Source organism: Paraburkholderia sp. BR10141 (assembly GCF_056155635.1).
Map to the genome: position 1 here is coordinate 1 of NZ_JBMIQH010000020.1, position 18,877 is coordinate 18,877.

General features: G+C 63.3%; 17 protein-coding genes. 7 read left to right on the forward strand and 10 right to left on the reverse strand.

Features of this window, described 5'->3' with window-relative positions:
- Positions 1–214: 214 nt before the first annotated feature.
- Together ACOJB8_RS25085 and ACOJB8_RS25090 are read right to left on the reverse strand one after the other, a co-directional pair.
- Positions 215–391, reverse strand: a complete 177-nt coding sequence (locus tag ACOJB8_RS25085; protein ID WP_176732940.1) for a hypothetical protein — start codon at positions 389–391, stop codon at positions 215–217.
- A 124-nt stretch (positions 392–515) separates the two neighbouring features.
- Positions 516–704, reverse strand: a complete 189-nt coding sequence (locus tag ACOJB8_RS25090) for a hypothetical protein (protein WP_254317186.1) — start codon at positions 702–704, stop codon at positions 516–518.
- Between the two features lie 351 nt (positions 705–1,055).
- Here ACOJB8_RS25090 and ACOJB8_RS25095 point away from each other — a divergent pair, with 351 nt between their 5' ends.
- Positions 1,056–1,940 (forward strand): substrate-binding domain-containing protein, encoded by an 885-nt coding sequence (locus ACOJB8_RS25095; protein WP_475014860.1) that lies wholly within the window; start codon positions 1,056–1,058, stop codon positions 1,938–1,940.
- A 45-nt stretch (positions 1,941–1,985) separates the two neighbouring features.
- Here the strand turns inward: ACOJB8_RS25095 and ACOJB8_RS25100 are convergent, their stop codons facing one another.
- Positions 1,986–2,471, reverse strand: coding sequence for a VOC family protein (locus ACOJB8_RS25100; protein WP_256094883.1), 486 nt, complete (start codon positions 2,469–2,471; stop codon positions 1,986–1,988).
- A gap of 204 nt (positions 2,472–2,675) precedes the next feature.
- Here ACOJB8_RS25100 and ACOJB8_RS25105 point away from each other — a divergent pair, with 204 nt between their 5' ends.
- The gene (locus ACOJB8_RS25105; protein ID WP_342948842.1) at positions 2,676–3,842 is read left to right on the forward strand and encodes a radical SAM protein; all 1,167 of its coding nucleotides are present in this window, start codon (positions 2,676–2,678) and stop codon (positions 3,840–3,842) included.
- A 7-nt stretch (positions 3,843–3,849) separates the two neighbouring features.
- Here ACOJB8_RS25105 and ACOJB8_RS25110 read toward each other — a convergent pair whose 3' ends face one another.
- The gene (locus tag ACOJB8_RS25110) at positions 3,850–4,929 is read right to left on the reverse strand and encodes an MDR/zinc-dependent alcohol dehydrogenase-like family protein (RefSeq protein WP_342948841.1); all 1,080 of its coding nucleotides are present in this window, start codon (positions 4,927–4,929) and stop codon (positions 3,850–3,852) included.
- A gap of 112 nt (positions 4,930–5,041) precedes the next feature.
- On the opposite strand from ACOJB8_RS25110, the gene ACOJB8_RS25115 reads away from it, so the two are divergent.
- Positions 5,042–5,830, forward strand: a complete 789-nt coding sequence (locus ACOJB8_RS25115) for a helix-turn-helix transcriptional regulator (RefSeq protein ID WP_475014862.1) — start codon at positions 5,042–5,044, stop codon at positions 5,828–5,830.
- On the opposite strand, the gene ACOJB8_RS25120 is transcribed toward ACOJB8_RS25115, so the two are convergent.
- The 5 genes from ACOJB8_RS25120 to ACOJB8_RS25140 all read right to left on the reverse strand — a co-directional run bounded on the left by ACOJB8_RS25120 (position 5,827) and on the right by ACOJB8_RS25140 (position 14,358).
- Positions 5,827–6,816, reverse strand: a complete 990-nt coding sequence (locus ACOJB8_RS25120; RefSeq protein ID WP_342948839.1) for a D-alanyl-D-alanine carboxypeptidase family protein — start codon at positions 6,814–6,816, stop codon at positions 5,827–5,829. The genes ACOJB8_RS25115 and ACOJB8_RS25120 overlap by 4 nt on opposite strands.
- A gap of 192 nt (positions 6,817–7,008) precedes the next feature.
- A complete protein-coding gene (locus ACOJB8_RS25125; protein ID WP_342948838.1) occupies positions 7,009–8,331 on the reverse strand; it encodes a leucine-rich repeat-containing protein kinase family protein in 1,323 nt (440 codons plus the stop codon).
- Positions 8,332–8,458: 127 nt separating this feature from the next.
- Positions 8,459–9,913, reverse strand: a complete 1,455-nt coding sequence (locus tag ACOJB8_RS25130) for an efflux transporter outer membrane subunit (RefSeq protein WP_342948837.1) — start codon at positions 9,911–9,913, stop codon at positions 8,459–8,461.
- The gene (locus ACOJB8_RS25135; protein WP_475014864.1) at positions 9,910–13,140 is read right to left on the reverse strand and encodes an efflux RND transporter permease subunit; all 3,231 of its coding nucleotides are present in this window, start codon (positions 13,138–13,140) and stop codon (positions 9,910–9,912) included. Before ACOJB8_RS25135 ends, ACOJB8_RS25130 begins: the two co-directional genes overlap by 4 nt.
- A gap of 9 nt (positions 13,141–13,149) precedes the next feature.
- Positions 13,150–14,358, reverse strand: a complete 1,209-nt coding sequence (locus tag ACOJB8_RS25140; protein ID WP_475014866.1) for an efflux RND transporter periplasmic adaptor subunit — start codon at positions 14,356–14,358, stop codon at positions 13,150–13,152.
- A gap of 308 nt (positions 14,359–14,666) precedes the next feature.
- On the opposite strand from ACOJB8_RS25140, the gene ACOJB8_RS25145 reads away from it, so the two are divergent.
- Entirely contained in the window at positions 14,667–15,308 is a 642-nt protein-coding gene (locus tag ACOJB8_RS25145) for a TetR/AcrR family transcriptional regulator (RefSeq protein ID WP_069266582.1), read from the forward strand.
- 28 nt (positions 15,309–15,336) lie between these two features.
- On the opposite strand, the gene ACOJB8_RS25150 is transcribed toward ACOJB8_RS25145, so the two are convergent.
- Positions 15,337–15,792, reverse strand: coding sequence for an MEKHLA domain-containing protein (locus ACOJB8_RS25150; protein WP_368604393.1), 456 nt, complete (start codon positions 15,790–15,792; stop codon positions 15,337–15,339).
- Positions 15,793–16,313: 521 nt separating this feature from the next.
- Between ACOJB8_RS25150 and ACOJB8_RS25155 the strand changes: the two genes are divergently transcribed.
- From ACOJB8_RS25155 to ACOJB8_RS25165, 3 genes are all read left to right on the forward strand, one after another.
- Complete coding sequence (locus tag ACOJB8_RS25155) at positions 16,314–17,855, forward strand: methyl-accepting chemotaxis protein (RefSeq protein ID WP_342948834.1); 1,542 nt, start codon at positions 16,314–16,316, stop codon at positions 17,853–17,855.
- A 352-nt stretch (positions 17,856–18,207) separates the two neighbouring features.
- Entirely contained in the window at positions 18,208–18,414 is a 207-nt protein-coding gene (locus ACOJB8_RS25160) for a hypothetical protein (RefSeq protein WP_069266585.1), read from the forward strand.
- Positions 18,415–18,479: 65 nt separating this feature from the next.
- The gene (locus ACOJB8_RS25165) at positions 18,480–18,821 is read left to right on the forward strand and encodes an RcnB family protein (RefSeq protein ID WP_368684570.1); all 342 of its coding nucleotides are present in this window, start codon (positions 18,480–18,482) and stop codon (positions 18,819–18,821) included.
- Positions 18,822–18,877: the final 56 nt, after the last annotated feature.

Sequence of the window (18,877 nt, forward strand, 5' to 3'; positions counted from 1 at the left end):
CATTCCAGGAAGACCGGGAAATTGATTCAACGAACTTCTAACTCACGACACTAGCGGTGCGTCGATCGTTCCGCCGACTACCGGAAAGAAAAGTGCGCTGCGCCCGGATGGGCGCACATCGGCCGCTAGTCGCCAAAGCAGAATCGCCGGATCAAATCATTCGGAATACCGAATATTTGACCCGGCAATCGACGAGCGAACGCGTTGCAGTCAGTCAGTTGTACCCGAGTATCGCCGACGTAGCGACGTCTGCGCGGTCGCTCGGGTTGCCAGCCAGTACGACGGTGGGCTCATGCAATAACGAGCGATACGGGTGCAGATAAGGTTCGTTTTCCGGATCGGCGTCGTCCTGTTCGATCTCCTGGGAGTGGCTGTACTCACGTTTATCCATGATCGTCTCCTGATGTAGGGTCTAGTTGTTCGACAGTAGGGTTCCCTACATACCGGCTGAGCAAGTTTGGTGCCGCACTCGCTTTCTATCATGCCGGCGGAGTTTCTTCTGCCGCGCCCGACTCTCAGGAAGTCGTGAGCTTCAGGTTCGGACGCAAGTCGTGAGTAACCGCTTCACGTTGCCCTTTGCGCAGGTCCGACACCTGTTCGATGCCGGCCTTCAGCACCTCCTCGCAAAACGCAATTCGCGTGCGGTAGTACTCGGCCTGCAATTGCGCATCGAGAACCCGCTGTTCGGCCTGGAAGAGTGCCATGCGCAATTCACTGAGCGCGCGTTGAGCCTGCTTCTCCGGCGTTGCGGCATTGTGGGCAATCAAGTTCGAAAGCCAATGCAACATGGATAAGCCCCCCTGTTTTCAATTTCACGATCGCACGCGTCAAGTTTGATAACCGCCCGAACTGTCGCTGGGAAAAGACTATCAGAGGCGAAGAAAACCAGTGTGTGTGCAAACGAACGTGTTGTATAAACGATGCAAAAAGGTCGTATCCACGACGCGCTTACATAGCGCGTTTTCATCGCATGCTTTCGCTGCACGCTGCGGTTGCAAATAGGGAGCGATACATGTCCGTGGTGCCGGATCAGCCGATCGAGATGGGGCGCAACCGTGACTATCCACAAGCTGAGGTTTTGCACACTTGCGCTGTGCATCGCGTTCGCGTTATTGGGCCCCGGCGTGTGTCTGGCGGACCAGGTGAAAGTCATGATGTCGGGCTGGTTTGCGCCAGTGTATCGTGATCTGGGCCCGCAATTCGAGGACGAGAGCGGCTATACGCTGGCCACCGTCTGGGGCGCTGCAACAGGCAACGCCCTGAATGCGATTCCCGTGCGGTTTGCGCGCGGCGAGTGGGCCGACGTGCTGATCGTGGTCAGCAATGCGCTCGACGACCAGGTTCGCGCGGGCAACGTGGTGCCCGGCAGCAAGGTGGACTTCGCACGCTCGCCAATCGGCCTCGCGGTGCACGAGGGCGCGCCGCAACCGGACATCAGCACGGTCGACGCTTTGCGCCGCACGCTGCTTGCAGCGAAGTCGATTGTCTATCCGGATAGCGCGAGCGGCGTCTATATCGCCAACGAACTGTTTCCGCGTCTGGGCCTCGACGGGCGCATGAATAGCAGGAGCCGCATGGTCTCCGCCGAGCGGGTCGCCACTGTCGTCGCGAACGGCGACGCCGAGATCGGCTTGCAACAGGTCGTGGAACTGTTGCCGGTGAAGGGGATAATAGTGGTTGGCAGTCTGCCCGCGGAAGTACAACGTTACACGGTGTACTCCGGCGGCATTGCAACCACAGCGAGAAATCCTGTCGGCGCAGAAGCGCTGATCCGCTTTCTGTCCTCGCCGGAAGCGGCGGCCGCGATCACGCACAGCGGTCTCGAACCGATCACGGCACCGCAACCTCCTCCGCTGCCGCTGCTGCAGCCGCAACTGCCGCTGCAACCACCACCGCAACCGCAACTGGCGCCACAAGAACCGCAACCTCAACCGAATTGAGCGAAGCAGCCGTCCGGCCGATCGGCCATCACCGAAAGCCGGCCATCAACTGGCTGCCATCCCTTTTTCGGCCAGTTCTTTCTTCGCGCTTTCGTTCTTGGTCAGGTGCGTCAGGCCCATGCCGCGCAGGACGTTCGGCGCCTTCGTGAACTGGATGTTGTCATAGCCCACGATCTCGATGCGATTGCCCCAGGGGTCGCGAAAATCCAGAAATGGACCGTCGAGCGGCTTCACGCCCGCCGCCTTGAGTGCGGCGCGCGCCGCCTCCTTGTCATCGACAACGAGGCCGACATGGCGGCCGTCGTCGGCGGGCTGTTTGCGCCCCGCCTGCAACGCGATGAATTGATCGCCAAGATCGATGAAGGCCATCGTCCTGCTCTTGCCGCGCAACTGAAAGTCGAAGATGCGGCCATAGAATGCCAGCGCTTCCTCGATGTCGCCGACTTCCAGCGCGACGTGATTGAAGCCGATGACGCGCGGCCTGGTGGTTGAAGTGTCAACCATTTCCCCCTCCTTCTGCAGCCAGTGCATAGCGTTCGCAAACTCGCCCGGAACCGATATTCCGACGAGACACCCTCAAGTATGGGGATTGAAGTCGACTCGCACTAGCCGGTCAAACAAGATTTGTTGGAGTTATTTTTGAATAAGAATCGTACCCGATGCGGCGCGCGTGCATGGCGTAACCTATGATGGTTCGAGCGCAATGAGCCGGCAAACCGTGAGGGCACCAGCACCATGGACAGGACAGAGCGGACTATCAAGTGGCGCAGTTTGCCAAATGTAAGCAACGACGCGAACGAGCCACGCAATCCATTGCCTGCGGTCTGTGACGTCTCAGTGACGAACGTTTGCAACGCTGCATGCGACTTCTGCGGCTTTTCTCGTGAGAAGAAAATGGCAGGTCCGCGCCGCTATCTCGATCCCGATGCGTTCGAGCGTGCGATGCCGATGCTGCGCAGACGCAAGATTCGCTACATGACGCTGCAGGGCGGAGAGCCTCTGGTGCACCCGCAAATCGAATCGCTCGTAGGCTCGGCCACGAAAGCCGGCATCCAGTGCGGCGTGATCACGAACGGCTGGTTCCTTCCCCGCCACATCAAGCAGCTGGCTGACGCCGGCCTCAAGCGTCTCCTGATCTCGATCGATAGCGCGGACATGAGCGAGCACGAGCACAATCGCGGCCTGCCCGGCCTTGCGGCCCGCATCCGCGAGGGCATCACCCAGGCGCATGCTTTTGGCATCCCGGTTTGCGCAACGGTTACGGTGAGCCATCTGGTCCGTTACGCAGCGCTTCCCGAGACGCTCAATCAGCTTGGCTTCGATTCCGTGGTGTTCTCCTACCCAAGGCGCGACGCATTCGGTTCCACATCGCTCGTTTACGACGAAAATTCGAAGCTCGTCGACCTCAGCCGCGACGAACTGCTCGAAGCATTGAGTGCCATCGAGGCCCTCAAAAAGCGCTTTCGCGTGATGGACCCGGGCGCTGCACTGGACGAAGTCGCGCGGTTCGTGCGCGGCGAACAGCAACTCATTCCGTGCATCGCCGGGAGCAAGTATTTTTATATCGACTGGAATCTCGATGTCTGGCGTTGCGAACCGTGGCATGAGCCCATGGGCTCTGTGTTCGACCTCGACCGCCTGCCCGATCAACGCGAACCGTGCAACGCCTGCATGATGGGGTGCTACCGCCATGCCAGCGTGCTGATGCACGGCGCCAAGGCCGTCACTGACTCGGTCTATGCGCTCGGCAGGGGCGAGCTTCGCAGTGCTGTCAGCTTGTTGTTCCAGCGCGGCGTGGCGTATTCGCTGTGGGCTCTCGCCACCGAAGAATTACCTCGAACGGCGCTTGGCGCACTGGCAGGACGGAGCGGCGCACGCCGTTCATCGCCGCAAGGCGCATGAATCGAGGCTACGGGCAAATCACCGTCATGTTGAACGGGCCGCCGTTCGCCGCCGCGTGCGCGACGGCCTCGTTCGCATCGTCGAGCGCAAAGGTCGTCACGTCGAAATGGCGCAGATCGAGCAGCGCCCCGTGAATCAAACCTGTCATGAGCGTCACGGCGTGCGTGGGGTACATCCATTTGCCCCGCACCGTGATGTCATTGCGCATGATCCAAGGATAAGGCAGTTCGAGCCCGGCGCCACCGAGCATGCCGACCCCGCCCATCAGGACCACGCGCCCGTATGGGCGGACCGCCATCACCGCGGCGCGCACCGTCGTCGCCGGAACCGATGGCGGCATCAGGTCCATCACGCAGTCGATCGGCCCAGGCGCCGCCTGTTGCATGCGTTCGCGGTCCGTTGCTTCGTCGCCGGAAAGCGCCACGGTCCGCACGCGCTCGCCGAAGTTGCGCGCCAGTTTGTCGAGCGCCTGTACATTGCGCCCGGGGGCTACGACGCACCGCGCACCCATGGCGAGCGCGACCGCGACGCACGCGCTGCCGAAGTTGCCGGTCGCGCCGCTCACGAGCAGGATCTCGCCCGCCCGCAGATCGGACGCGAGCAGCCCGCCATAAGGCACGAGCAGCGTATTGAGCGCACACCATCGCGCAGCGTCGGCCGGATCGATGTCGCCGATACGCACCGCGTTTTCGGTCGGCACCCTAAGCTGTTCCGCGAACGGGCCATCATGAAAATAGCGCTGCAATTTCTGGCCGCCCTCGCCCCGCGCGCTCCAGCCCTGCAGCACGATGTCGGGCATGAGCGCGTCGTCGCGCGCGCGCACCGTCGGATCGCAGAACACCCAGTCGCCCGGTTGCAGTTTCGTCGCATCCGGGCCGACGGTCCGGACCCGGCCGATCGCGCCGCAACCAGGCACGATCGGCAGGTCGATGGGATAGCGGCGTTCTCCACTAAACACTTCCTGCGCATAGGACAACACCGGCGCCGCAACGACGTCCACGACGACCTCGCCAGTGCCGGCGGTGGGGTCCGGTATCTGTTCGATCGTGAGCGGCGCGTTGAGGGTTTTCAGAATGGCAGCTTTCATGGCGCTTCCAGAAGGGGGAACGAGCCGATTCTGGCAGGCTTAGAATCAGCAACAAGGCCCGCTGCGATCCCAGGATTGCGCAGTCCCACCCACCCTGCACGAAGCGAACGCGATGACAGCCACGACACAAACCCAATTCGGCGATTTTCTGCGCTCCCGGCGCAAGAAGCTGAGCCCCGACGAAGTCGGCCTCGGTGGCGGCAGGCGCCGCCGTACGCCCGGCCTGCGGCGTGAAGAGGTCGCGGAACTCGCGGGCATCGGCGTCGACTGGTATGTCCGCCTCGAACAGGGGCGCGCAGTCAGCCCTTCGGATGCGACGCTCGATGCGCTTGCCCACGCACTGCGGCTCGACAAGGCCGAAGCCGCCCATTTGCGCGTGCTCGCGCAGCGCGGCGAGGCGCGCGTCTTCGCCCGCGAGAGCGTGCCGCCGACCCTTGCGCGGATCGTCGCCAGTCTCGGTCTGCCCGCTTACGTCACGGGCCGGCGCTGGGACATCCTCGTGTGCAACGAGGCCGCCTCCGATCTGCTTGGCTTCGATCGCCTCGCTGCGGAAGATCGCAACATCATGATCTACATGTTCATCGAACCGGAGGCACGGCGGCTCTTTGGCGCGGGCTGGCCCGATGAAGCGCGCCGCATGATCGCGCTGTTTCGCACGAGCCACGACCTCTATGCGGGCGACCCGGCGTTCGTCGAACTGGTCGAGCGCCTGCGTTCAGGCAGCGAGGAATTCGTGAGGTGGTGGAGTACGCACGACGTGCGCAGCGGCGCGTCGGGCCAGAAGGTCCTGGCGCACGCGAAGCACGGTACGCAGCGCTACCAGTACGCAACGTTTCAGGCGAACGACGATCCGGCGCTGAAACTCGCGATTTATACGCCGGTCGACACGAATGCCGTCTAGCCTAGCGCGGCAACCAGCGTATGGTGCGCCCGCTTGCCGGCATGGTGTTTGACGCTCTGCCGGTGCGCACCGGACGTCGGGGCGCTCGGGTACGATGCGAGCCGCACCCTGACGCCGTGCGAGCGCGCGAGCATCGAATAGTGATGATGCGCACGGGCGCTTGCGTAATAGCGCGGTTCCACGACCGGCGTGTCGTCGCCGTTCAGCCATCGCCGTATCGTGACGAGATCGGCAGAGCGTCCCCACGAGGTTCGCGAGCCGAGCAGCGCAATCATCACCTGCCCGTTCGGCATGTTCGCATCGACCACGATGCAGCGCCCCGCCTCGCGGATATAGCCTGTCTTTGCGACCAGCACGTCCCAGTCGGCTGAGCTCACTATCGGGTCGGTGTTGTGATAGAACCGCGTCCTCGTGCCGATCGCCTCTTCGTAACGGGGAAGCGTCGTGTATTCGCTGATCAACGGATAGCGCGCCGCGGCGTCCGCCATCTTCACGACATCGCGCGCCGTCGAGAGATTCTCGGGCGAGAGCCCGGTTGGATCGTCGAAGTGCGTACTGGCCATATTCAGCGCGCGCGCCTTTTCATTCATCTGCCGGATGAACGCCGCCTGGCCGCCCGGGAACGCATGCGAAAGCGCGGATGCAGCGCGGTTCTCCGACGCCATGAGCGCAAGACGCAGCATCTCTCCTCGCTCGAGCGACGCACCGATAGGGATGCGGGACCCCGTATGCTTGAGCCGATCGATGTCGTCGTTGTCGACGGTCACCGTGTCACCCAACGGCTGGGCGCTGTCCAGCACGACCATCGCCGTCATCAGCTTGGTGAGCGACGCGATCGGCTGGGCCTCGTCGGCGTTCTTTTCGAGCAGGACTTCGTGGCGCGCGACGTCATACACGATCGCGCTGTGTGAATGGAGGAATGGCGTCTCGCCCCACGCGACGAACGGCGCCGAAGCGAGCAATAGCGCGCTGAGGAATTTTTTCATGGCGTTCACACCCTGGGACGGCAATCAGGCGATGGCGGGTCCAACGTGCAACTGATCCCCAACGATTCAACTGTAGTTGCTCGTTGCACGAATGAGTGTGGGAAAGAGGACAGAATTCTTGCCCTTCACGCCGAGTATTTAGCGGCTTGCGAAAATTCCTCGGGCGTCAGCGAAACCGCCCGTTTCATGGCGTCAGGCAGACAGCCGTTCGACGATCTCATCGAACGAAGGCCGCCTGTCGACCTGCTCGGCGAAACAGTCTGCAATCAGCGCATCGAAGCCGGCGTCGCGTTCATTAGCCTCTGCGGCCAGACGTTGCGCGAGTTCTTCCAGCAGACAGCCGAACGCACGCACCTCGATGCGCTCGAGCGCCTGGGACTGTGCGCGATCGTCGATATCGTGAAAGGACGCCGCGCCGAAGTCGCCGAGCAATACGTGCCCTGAGCCGTCGTGCAGGATGTTGTGCGCATAGAGATCGCCGTGCATGATCCCGCGCCCATGCAGATGCCGCGCCGCCGACGCGATCCCGCGTGCGATCTGCAACGCAACCAGCCTGTCGAACAGAACATCGGCTGCGTAGACGTCCCGCGTACACGAGTCGAGGCTCGGCGGCCCGGCGAGATTGACGAACGACGGAGGGATCAGTTCCATCACGAGGCCGTGCTCGCCCAGCGGATGACCCGTGATCTTGCCGAGCACCGGGATGAGGTTCGCGTGCGGCCCGGCTTGCAGGCACGCCGCCATTTCCAGTTCCGGCAAACCGTCGCTCGTGACCGCGCCCTTGAACAGCTTGACGGCCACCGCCTCCACCGGATGCCCGTCGCGCAGGAGACGCGTCGCGCGATGCGTCACGCCCGATGCGCCCTCGCCGAGCGTTTGTCCGAGTGCGAGCGTATGCCAGTCGATATCGGGCACCGGCGAATCGGCCAGCGCCACCTGCTCGCGCACCACGTTCAGCGGATTGCCGGCGTAGGCGAGCCACGCCAGGCGCGGCAGGCGCAACAGCCAGTCGGGCAACGCGTCGAGCCGGTTCGCCGAAATCCGCAGCAGCTCGAGCCGGCTGCACGCGGCCATCGTCTCGGGCAACGAGCGCAGCCGGTTGCCGGCAAGCATCAGCTTCTGCAGATTCGGACGTTCGCCGATTTCAGGCGGCAGCGCGTCGATGTCGTTATCGGTCAGGATCAGCCAGCGCAATTGCGGCGGCAGCGCGCACCCCGTAACGCGGCGAATGCGGTTCGCCTTGAAGCCGACCATGCTCAGCGATTCGCAGTCGCCGAGTACCGGCGGCAACTCGGTGAACGGGTTGTTCGAAGCGAACAGTATGCGCAGACGGCGCAGCCTCGGCAGGTCGTCCGGCAGCGACGTGAGCGCATTGCCCGAGAGGTCGAGCACCTCGAGGGTGTCGGCGAGATCGAAGATTTCGCGCGGAAATTCGGTCAACCCGCAAGCGAGCTTGAGCTGTCGTGCGCCGGCGAGTTGCCCGTCACGCAGTTGTTCGAGAGTAGCGGTCTTCACGCGTGAATTGAATCGAGTAATGGCAAGGAAGTCGCAAGCGCCGCTGCACAACGCAGCGCCGACCATCGCAATTCTAGCGGGTGATTCGCCTGGACTGCATCCTGGGCCGCATTTCCGACTGCATGTTTCAGGAATGCGCCGGGTCGCTTGCGGCAGCCTGCTCAGGCACGCTCGACGCGGACCAGCCGCCGCCCAGCACCTTGTACAGCGTGACCTGATTCGAGAGCTTCGCCAGCTCGTCGGTGACGAGTTGCTCCTGTGCCGTATAGAGCGTGCGCTGCGCGGTGAGCACGGTCAGGAAGCTGTCGGTGCCGGTCTTGTAGCGCGCCTGCGCGAGGTCGTAGTAATCCTGCGCCGATTTCACGTAGTCGCGGTCCGCCGCGACCTGCTCGACATAGGTCGCGCGCCCCGCCAGTGCGTTCGACACTTCCTTGAACGCCGTCTGAATCGCCTTTTCGTAGTCGGCCACGTCGATATCCTTCTCGATCTTCGCAACGTCGAGCGACGCCTTGTTGCTGCCGTAGTCGAAGATCGGCATCGTGATCGTCGGCGCGAAGGTCCACGCGCCCGTGCTCGCCTTGAACAACTGCGAGAGGCTCGTGCTAGCCGTGCCGGCGCTCGCCGTCAGCTCGATCTTGGGAAAGAACGCCGCGCGCGCGGCGCCGATGTTCGCGTTCGCCGCCTTGAGCGTATGCTCCGCCTCGATGATATCGGGCCGTCGCGCGAGCAAGTCGGACGGGATGCCCGCATCGACGTCCGCGAACATGGCGTCGCTCTCGAGCAGCGTAGACCCAGTGGCGAAGTCGTCGGGCAATGGACAGCCGATTTCGGCGATCAGATTGTTGCGGTCCTGCGCGACCGCGCGCGTGTATGACGCCACGCTCGCGCGAGCGCTCGCAAGCGACGTTTGTGCCTCGCGCACGTCCTGAAGCGACGCGCTGCCGACCTTCATCATGCTCACCGTGAGGTCGTAGGTGTTCTGGTCGGCCGCGGCGGTGTCGGTCGAAACCTTCAGCAAGGTCTCATCGGAGAGCAATTGCAGATAGTCGGTCGCGACATCGGCCACGAGCGAAAGCTGCGTACTCGTGCGCGAGGCCTGCGTCGACAGATAGTTCTCGAGCGCCTGGCGCTTGAGGCTGCGGATGCGCCCGAAGAAGTCGATTTCCCACGACGTCGTGCCGACGGAAACGGTATTCGAGTGGCTCACCGCGCCGTCGGTGCGCGTGTTCGTGAGCGAGCCGCCGGCGTCGATCGTCGGCGCCAGCTCCGCGCGCGTGATGCGGTACTGCGCCTCGTACTCGGCCACCTGCAGCGCCGCCACCCGCAAGTCCCGGTTGTGGTCGAGTGCGAGCGCGATCAGTTCCTGCAGGCGCGGGTCCTTGAAGTAATCGCGCCAGCCGACGTCGGCCGCGTTCGGCGCCGCAGGTGATGTTGAGGGCGTAGCCGCCGATGCACCCGTAGCGTACGCGGCGCCCGTTGGCCAGGCGGTGGCGACCGGCGCAGCGGGCCGTTGATAAACCGGGTCGAGAGAACACGCACTCAATGCTGCCGCACAGAGCACGGACAGAAGCTTCAATTTCATTCCTGGTCCTTTGCGTGCTGCACGGCTTCGCCGTCGCCATGCTCCTTGAACAGCCGGCGCACGACGATGAAGAACACGGGCACGAAGAAGATGGCGAGCGCCGTCGCCGCGATCATCCCGCCGGCGACGCCGGTTCCGATCGCATGGCGCGCGGCCGAGCCCGCTCCGGTGCTGATCACGAGCGGCAGCACGCCGAACACGAACGCCAGCGATGTCATCAGGATCGGCCGCAAGCGCTGGTGCGCCGCCTCGAGCGTGGCCTCGACGAGCCCACGGCCCTGCTCCTGGAGGTCCTTCGCGAATTCGACGATCAGAATCGCGTTCTTCGTTGCGAGGCCGATTGTCGTCAGCAGGCCGACCTTGAAATAGACGTCGTTCGACAGCCCGCGCAAATGCGCGCCCAACAACGCGCCAAGCACGCCGATCGGCACCACGAGAATGACCGCGAGCGGCACCGACCAGCTCTCATACAGCCCCGCGAGGCACAGGAACACCACGATCAGCGAAATCGCATACAGATACGTGGCCTGCGAACCGGCAAGCACTTCCTGATACGACTGCCCCGTCCACTCGATGCCGAATCCGGTGGGCAACTGCCTCGCGAGATTTTCGACGGCGGCCATTGCCTGGCCGGTGCTCACACCGGGCGCGGGCTGTGCGCTCATCTGCATCGCCAGTTCGCGGTTGTAGCGCTCGATCTGCGGCGGCCCGAACGTCCAGCGCGTGGTGGCGAATGCTGAGAACGGCACCATCTGGCCGTCGTAGCCCGACGTCGTGGTGGACGTCGTGGACGTTGTAGACGTTGAAGCCGAAGTCGAACTCGACGACGAACTCGAGGATGACGAAGTACTCGACGACGACGAATCCGCGCGCACATACCATTGCCCGATGTCGTCCGGCATCATCCGGTACGGTGCGTCCGCCTGCACGTAGACCTTCTGGATCCGCCCGGTATCGATGTAGTTGTTCACGTACGCGGAGCCGAACGCGGTGGAAATCGTCGTGTCGACATCGGCGATCGACAGCCCGAACGCACTCGCCTTTTCGCGGTCGATATCGACGTAGAGCTGCGGCGTATCTTCGAGGCCGGCCGAGCGCGTCATGGCGAGCGACGGTTCCTTCGCGGCCAGCGCGAGAAACTGGTTGCGCGCCTTCAGCAGCTTGTCATGCCCCTGGCCCGCGCGGTCCTCGATCTCGAAGTCGAGGCCGCTTTGCGTGCCGAGACCATGAATCGCGGGCTCGTTCATCACGAAGATCTGCGCATCGCGATTGCCCGCGAAGACCGCGTTCGCGCGATTGATCACCGCCTGCGCGCTATCGTTCGACCCGCGCTGGCTCCAGTCCTTCAACTGCACGAACGCCAGCGCATTGTTCTGCCCTTGCCCGTTGAAGCTGAAACCGTTCACGGCCATCACGTGCGTTACCGCGGGCTGCTTCAGAAAGTATTGCTCGACGGCTGCCACGGTCTGAAGCGTCTTCGAAGAAGGCGTGCCGACCGGCGCCGAAATCGACACCATGATCGAGCCCTGATCTTCCTCCGGCAGATACGACGAAGGCAGCGTCGCGTACAGAATGCCGACCACGCCCGCAATGAGTGCATAGCCGAGCATCCAGCGCGCGGGCCTGGCCACCACGCGCGCCAGCGTGGTGCTGTAGCGCGCGTTGCTCTTCGTGAAGAAGCGATTGAACGCGCCGAGCAAGCCGCGGCTCTGCGCATGTTCGACGGCCGACGGGTTCAGCAGGCTCGCGCAGAGTGCGGGCGTGAGCGTCATGGCGAGCAGCACCGAGAGCACCATCGCCGAAACGATAGTGACAGAGAACTGGCGATAAATCGCGCCGGTCGAGCCGGAAAAGAAGGCCATCGGGATGAAGACGGCGGTCAGCACCGTCGTCACGCCTACGAGCGCGCCGGTGATCTGGCTCATCGCTTTCTTCGTGGCCGCCTTCGCGTCGAGCTTTTCCTCGGCCATGATGCGCTCGACGTTCTCGACGACGACGATCGCGTCGTCCACGAGCAGGCCGATCGCGAGCACCATCGCGAACATCGAGAGCACGTTGATCGAGAAGCCTATCGCCGACATCACGCCCAGCGTGCCGAGCAGCGCAACCGGCACGACGATCGTCGGAATCAGCGTCGCACGCAGGTTCTGCAGGAACAGATACATCACGAGGAACACGAGGATCACCGCTTCGAAGAGCGTCTTCATGACCTCCTCGATCGAGATCTTCACGAACGGCGTGGAGTCGTACGGATACGCAATCGCCACGTCTTTGGGCAATTGCGGCTGCAGCTCTACGAGCTTCGCGCGCACGGCCTTCGCGACCGCCATGGCGTTCGCACCCGTCGAGAGCTTGACGGCCAGCGCGGCCGCCGGCTTGCCGTCGAGCCGCGAGGACGTATCGTATGAATCGCCGCCCACCTCGACGCGCGCGACGTCCTTCAGGCGAACCTTCGAGCCGTCGCTGTTCACGCGCAGCAGAATGTCGCCGAACTGGTCGGCCGTCGTCATGAGGCTCGACGCCGAGATCGTCGCATTGATCGCCTGGGAGTCCGTAGCAGGCGCGCCGCCGAGTTCGCCGACGGAAAGCTGCACGTTCTGATTGGTGACCGCTGTCGTCACGTCGGACGCAGTGACGCCGAAGCTGCGCAGCTTCACGGGATCGAGCCAGATCCGCATGGCGTGCTGCGCGCCAAAGAGCGTGACGTCGCCCACACCGTTGATCTGGGTAAGCGGGTCCTCGATCTGCGTCGCGATGACATTGCCGAGGTCGATCGAATCGAGCGTGCCGCCCGGCGACGAGAGCGCGACGATCATCAGAAAGTCGCTCGACGCCTTCGCCACCTGCACGCCCTGCTCCTGCACCGTCTCCGGCAGCGAGGCGGTGGCCTGGGTCACCTTGTTCTGGACCTGCACCTGCGCGATGTCCGGATTGGTGCCGGGCCTGAACGTCAGGTTGATGGTCGCCTGCCCCGCGCCGCTGCTCGTCGACGACATGTACAGCAGGTTATCGATGCCGGAAAGCTTCTGCTCGATCACCTGCGTGACGGTCTTCGCGACCGTGTCGGCGGAAGCGCCCGGATAGGTTGCCGTGACCTGCACCGAAGGCGGCGCGATGGTCGGATATTGCTCGATCGGCAACGTGGTGGTCGCCGCAGCGCCGATCAACATGATGACGATCGCAACGACCCACGCGAGGATCGGGCGCTGAATGAAGAAACCTGCCATGCGCCCTCCTTACGACTTCGCAGCAGACGCAGCAGCGGCTGCGGTGGCCGAATCCGCGGCCACGTGAACCGCCACGCCGGCCTGCACCTTTTGCAGCCCGCTCACGATCACGCGATCGCCGGCTTGCAATCCGCTCGTGACGATCCACTGGTCTGCATAGGCACTATCCGCGTGTACCGCAACCTGCTTCGCGTGTCCGGTCGCATCGACGACCCATACGCTCGCGCTGCCGTCCGAAGCGCGCGTGACCGCGAGTTGCGGAACGAGCAGCGCGTTCGTGCTCTCGCCCTCGTCGAGCTGCGCGCGCACGAACATGCCGGGCAGCAGTTCGCCGTCCGGGTTCGGGAAAACCATGCGCACCGTCACCGAGCCCGTTGTCGCGTCGACGGTGATGCCCGAAAACTGCAGCACGCCAGCGTGTGCGTATGGCGTGCCGTCCTCCATCACGAGCTGCACCGCCGCGCCCGTGCCCGACCGCTTGAGCCGGCCCGACGCAAACGCCTTGCGCAAACGCAGCCAGTCGGCGCTCGAGCGCGTGACGTCGAGGTACATCTCGTCGTATGCCTGAATGGTGGCGAGCGCCGTGGTCTGCCCTGAAGTCACGAGCGCGCCTTCGGTCACCGACGAAGCGCCGATGCGGCCCGAAATGGGCGCCGTGATCCGCGTGTAGCCGAGATTGATACGCGCCGACTCGAGCGATGCGCGATCCGCGATCACGTCAGCCTCGTCCTCGCGAACGGCCGCGATCGCATCGTCGTTGTCCTGTGCGCTGACCGCGTTGATCTTCACGAGCTGGGCGTAGCGATCGGCTTTCGTCTTCGCGGAAGCGAGCGTTGCCTCGGCCTTCGCGAGCGTGCCGCGCGCCTGATCGTACGTCGCCTGGTAGGTGGCCGGATCGATCTGGTAGAGCACCTGCCCCGCCTTCACGTCCGAACCCTCGACGAAGAACCGCTTCTGCACGATGCCGCCGATTTGCGGCCGCACATCCGAGACCTTGAGAGACGAAAGGCGGCCCGAAAGCTCGGCCGTCATCACGATGCGCTGCGGCGCGAGCGTCTTGACGCCGACTTCGACGCTCTGGCTGGCGGGGTTAGCGGGCATCCCGGCGTCGTGACGTTGACAGCCGGCGATCAATATGGCGGTCGAGCAGAAAAGCGCCGCGCCGAGGCGTTGGCCCTTCCTGTTCCATCCCTCTCTTGCATGAATCTGTTGTGGCATATATTCCATCGAATCGTGCGTTGACGCGCCCTGCCAGAACAAGGCAAGGCGCAAAGCCATTGACTCGTAGTACTAAGCGGTTGAAGTCTTGCAGCCCGGTAAGGCTGATGCCTCGTTGCGCATCAACTTCGAACCCTGAATTAATGTCCCGGTCACATAACTAAACTGAACGGTATGGTTTATAATGGAACGATCGATGACTGTCAATCGCCTTGCCCGGCAACGAATGTTTCATTCCATGACGGACGAGGGTATTGGCGTGGACGCTCGCGTCCCAGGCCCGAGAACAAGTGAGGAAGGGAGACCCGATGAGAAAGAAGACCGAAGAAAAGCGTCAATCCATCATCGAAGCCGCGCTGGCAGTGTTCCGGGACGTCGGCTTCGAGCAGGCGTCGATGACGCAAATCGCGGCTCGTTCGGGCGCGTCGAAGGCGACGCTGTATAGCTATTTCGAGTCGAAAGAGGCGTTATTTGCTGAAACAATGACGAGCCGCGCCGGAAGGGAAATCCGGCATGCGTTCAGTCAACTGACGCTCGAAATGCCGCTGGGCGAGTCGCTCGTCGCGTTTGGGGTCCACTTCCTGACGGCCGTGCTGCAGCCCTCTTTTCTCGCAACGCGCCGCCTGTGCTACCAGGAGGTCGACCGGTCGAACGTGGGCCGAGCCTTGTATGAATCGGGTCCAAAACGGGGCTTGATGCACGTGCGCGACTTTCTGGCGAGCGCGATCGAGGCGGGCACAATCCGGCCGTGCGATCCAGGCGTCGCGGCGCGACATCTACTGGCGCTTCTCGAAGCCGAGTTGGTCGAAATTGCGACGCTAGGCTATGAGGTCAAGGCCTCGCGCGCGAAATTGCTGGAGGTCGTGAACCGGGCAATCGATGTATTTCTCGCGGGCTATGCCGTGACAGCGCCGCAAGCGAACCGCAAGGGTCCGCAGAACGCAAAATGATGGCGGGATTCGCGAGCGCAAGCCCGCATCAGCAAGGCGCAACATGCGGAATCATCGCAGCCTGCCCGTGCAGCACACCCGTTTCGTCGATCAGTTGCCATACGGTCGCGCGCTCGATCCAGAAGCGCTGCCCCGACTTCGTAATGCGGATGCCGCGATAGTCTTTCACGAAGCCTTCGCGCGTCACCGAATCGAGAAATGCCTGCCGCTCGCTACGCTCGGGCGCCTGCGCGGAAAGACGCGAAGGCAGCGCCGTGATTTCGTCCCAGTCGTAGCCGAAGATCGCTTGCGCGCGACGATTGCCATACATGAATACGGGGTCCGCCTGCGTGCCGTGCGCAAGCAAGCCGAACGGCGCGCGTTCGTAGAGCCAGGCCGCGCCCTCTGTGTCGCCCATGCCTTCGGGCACGAGCGCGACGCCCAACAGGCGGCGATAGCTGTTCGCGAGAAGGCGAAATAATTCGGTATCCGTGTTCGGCGACATTCAGACTGGCTCCTTCGAGTCGAGGGGTTGCTTGCGCGTTGCGCAATTCTATCAACCGCTTGTAAAAACCCGCGCCCTGCCTCACGATCCGCCGTCTCGATGCGCCAACTACGGACATCCACGATGTCTATCTGCACTTGCACCCGAATCCGGCTTGCTTCGGGTGAAGTGGTAAAGGCCATCGACATCATTGGCCGAAGCGGCCTCGTGTATCGGCGCAATTCGCAGACCGGTCAGATCGAAGCGCTGGAAAGTGCGAGAAGCTGGGTGTCGCTGCATCCGTCGCTTCACCGTCCCTCGCCTCAACGGTATCTCGTCACGCCAGACAGCCGAGGCTCGATTCGAAGCGTTTGAAGGAGAGGCCGATCTCTAATTCGCCGCGCCGCACGCGCATGGTGTTCGCAACAGCTTACGTATGACGAAAGACGGCGTAATCCGCAAAAACTCAAGAACAGCAGACTTGAGCCGTAATAGGGAAGTCGGCGCGTCATGCGCCTTGCATTTTTAGCCATTCGAACCCCATGAAACTCAGCCGCAAGATTCCCCTCGCCTTCGCCGCGTCGCTCACCCTCATGTCGGCGGGTGCGTTCTACGGCATCCACACGCTCAACCAGGCGATCGATACCTACCGCACCACCGTGCAGGACGCCGCCGCGAACGAGCGCATGGTGTCGGCCACGCTCGTCGAGTTCAAGCTGCAGGTGCAGGAGTGGAAAGACACACTCCTGCGTGGCAAGGACCCGCAAAAACTCGATCGTTACTGGAGCGCGTTTCAGAAGCGCGAGCGCACCGTGAACGATCTCGCCGCCGGGCTCGAAACGAAGCTGCCCGAAGGCGAAGCGCGCACGCTCGTCGCGCAGTTCGCCGAGGCGCACGAGGCGATGGGCCAGGGGTACCGCAAGGGCTTCGAGGCGTTCAAGGCGGCGGGCGCCGATCCTGTTGCGGGCGATACCGTGGTCGCCGGCGTCGATCGCGCGCCCGCCCAACTGCTCGACCGCGCCGCACAGATCATTGCCGCCACCAACGCGCAAGTGGCCGCCCAGGCCGCGGTGCAGGCCGCGCACGCCACCATCGTGAGCGCAGTGCTGATGGTGGCCGCGTTCCTGCTCGCGCTGGCGGGCGGCGTGCTGTTCAGCCGTACTGTCACGAGCCCGCTGGGCCGTGCCGTGGACTTCGCGCGCGAGGTCGCCGACGGCGACCTGTCGACCGATCTGCATGCACATGGCGACGACGAGACCGCGGAACTGCTCACGGCGCTTTCGAAAATGCAGACGAGCCTCGCACGCGTGGTGAGCGAAGTTCGCGCCAACGCCGAAGGCGTGGCAACGGCGAGCGCGCAGATTGCCTCGGGTAACCAGAATCTGTCCTCGCGCACCGAAGAGCAGGCTGCATCGCTTGAAGAAACGGCCGCGAGCATGGAGGAGCTGACGTCGATCGTACGCATGAACGCGCAGAACGCGGAGCACGTCAGTTCGCTCGCGGGAACGGCGGCGCAGACCGCGGCGCGCGGCGGCACGGTGATGCGAGGCGTGGTCGGCACGATGCAATCTATCGCGGACAGTTCAAGCAAGGTCGGCGAGATCATCGGCTTGATCGACGGCATCGCGTTCCAGACCAACATCCTTGCGCTCAACGCCGCCGTCGAAGCGGCGCGTGCGGGCGAGCAAGGCCGCGGTTTCGCCGTTGTCGCGGGCGAGGTTCGCACGCTCGCGCAGCGCAGCGCGAGCGCGGCGCGCGAGATCAAGGCGCTCATCGAGCAGTCGAAAGTACACGTCGAAAGCGGATCGTTCCAGGTGGCCGACGCCGGCCACATCATCGACGAGATCGTCGAAGCCGTGCAGCGGGTTTCCGGCACCGTGCAGGAGATTTCGACGGCGTCGCGCGAACAGTCGACGGGCATCGAGCAGGTGAACATCGCCGTCACGCAAATGGACGAGGTCACGCAGCAGAACGCGGCGCTCGTGGAGGAGGCTTCGGCCGCGACGTATGCGCTGGCTGAACAGGCACACGCGCTTCGCGAGACCGTGTCCGCGTTCAGGCTCAGGGAAGGCGCCATTGCCTGACTTCGAGCGATTGCCGCGCGCGCCCTGGGGGACATAAGCGCCGCCTCCTCCCGCTCTGAGCCTGCAACCCCGGCTGGTCTGCGCAACGCAGACCGGCCGTAATTGACTGGCACGCCCGGCCGCGGCTCGCCTTGCGGCTCGGGCAACCGCCGCCGCCGGGTTCGCGCTCCAATTTTGTGAGGCGATACGCCGCACTGAAACTTCGCTCCCATTGCTTGAAAGCAAATCTTACGAAATGTAAACTTGATGCAAGCTTTGGATTCGGACGCAGTCTTCCCGAGGCTTCCCTCGAAGCTCGAGTCAATCCATCGATAACTTAGTCATCCTTTACTTCCTTGCCCTGGAGAAAACCATGAACTCGTACATCAACCGACTCAACGCCACGTTCGCGATCGCCGGCCTCCTCATGATGGCGCCGTTCATGGCCATGGCCCGCTTGCCAGCGCCGAGCGCTGTCCCGCATGGCGAATCTCTCGTCAAGAAGCGCACGTCGAACCGCTTCGCCGATGAGGAGCGTCGCGCCAGCGAATCCGGTGGAAGTGAATCCGTTAGTGAGTGATCAACATTCCTAAGTAAATTTCATCTCACTTCCTCTTTTCTTGAACGCTATTTGGAGCATTCACCATGAAAGCGAAAGTCACGACACTCTTCGTTATTGCCGCCCTGCTCGCCACGACAGGCACCGCGTTCGCATCGCAGCCCGAACACCGGCCTGGCAACCCGCCGCCTACGTCGATCGAACGAGCCAACCGTCCGGTCGGTGCGATTCCGCATCGCGACTGGCATCGTGGTGACCGCCTGCCGCCTGAATACCGTGATCGGATTTTCGTGGTCGAAAACTGGAATCAGCATGGCCTGAAAGCGCCCCCGCGTGGCTACCACTGGGTCGGCGTAGCCGGCGACTACGTGCTCGTTGCCAGCGCGACCGGCGTGATCTCGACGGTTCTGACCGCCGGCAGCCATTGATCATGCCGTTGTCTTTCCACGATATGCCCGCTCTTCGCCGCAACGCGGCCAAGGGC

What these genes read in the sequence shown, in the direction of transcription:
- ACOJB8_RS25085 (WP_176732940.1), bottom strand. Translation starts at nt 391, where the DNA reads ATGGATAAACGTGAGTACAGCCACTCCCAGGAGATCGAACAGGACGAC.
- ACOJB8_RS25090 (WP_254317186.1), bottom strand. Translation starts at nt 704, where the DNA reads ATGGCACTCTTCCAGGCCGAACAGCGGGTTCTCGATGCGCAATTGCAG.
- ACOJB8_RS25100 (WP_256094883.1), bottom strand. Translation starts at nt 2,471, where the DNA reads ATGCACTGGCTGCAGAAGGAGGGGGAAATGGTTGACACTTCAACCACC.
- ACOJB8_RS25105 (WP_342948842.1), top strand. Translation starts at nt 2,676, where the DNA reads ATGGACAGGACAGAGCGGACTATCAAGTGGCGCAGTTTGCCAAATGTA.
- ACOJB8_RS25110 (WP_342948841.1), bottom strand. Translation starts at nt 4,929, where the DNA reads ATGAAAGCTGCCATTCTGAAAACCCTCAACGCGCCGCTCACGATCGAA.
- ACOJB8_RS25115 (WP_475014862.1), top strand. Translation starts at nt 5,042, where the DNA reads ATGACAGCCACGACACAAACCCAATTCGGCGATTTTCTGCGCTCCCGG.
- ACOJB8_RS25120 (WP_342948839.1), bottom strand. Translation starts at nt 6,816, where the DNA reads ATGAAAAAATTCCTCAGCGCGCTATTGCTCGCTTCGGCGCCGTTCGTC.
- ACOJB8_RS25130 (WP_342948837.1), bottom strand. Translation starts at nt 9,913, where the DNA reads ATGAAATTGAAGCTTCTGTCCGTGCTCTGTGCGGCAGCATTGAGTGCG.
- ACOJB8_RS25135 (WP_475014864.1), bottom strand. Translation starts at nt 13,140, where the DNA reads ATGGCAGGTTTCTTCATTCAGCGCCCGATCCTCGCGTGGGTCGTTGCG.
- ACOJB8_RS25140 (WP_475014866.1), bottom strand. Translation starts at nt 14,358, where the DNA reads ATGCCACAACAGATTCATGCAAGAGAGGGATGGAACAGGAAGGGCCAA.
- ACOJB8_RS25145 (WP_069266582.1), top strand. Translation starts at nt 14,667, where the DNA reads ATGAGAAAGAAGACCGAAGAAAAGCGTCAATCCATCATCGAAGCCGCG.
- ACOJB8_RS25150 (WP_368604393.1), bottom strand. Translation starts at nt 15,792, where the DNA reads ATGTCGCCGAACACGGATACCGAATTATTTCGCCTTCTCGCGAACAGC.
- ACOJB8_RS25155 (WP_342948834.1), top strand. Translation starts at nt 16,314, where the DNA reads ATGAAACTCAGCCGCAAGATTCCCCTCGCCTTCGCCGCGTCGCTCACC.
- ACOJB8_RS25160 (WP_069266585.1), top strand. Translation starts at nt 18,208, where the DNA reads ATGAACTCGTACATCAACCGACTCAACGCCACGTTCGCGATCGCCGGC.
- ACOJB8_RS25165 (WP_368684570.1), top strand. Translation starts at nt 18,480, where the DNA reads ATGAAAGCGAAAGTCACGACACTCTTCGTTATTGCCGCCCTGCTCGCC.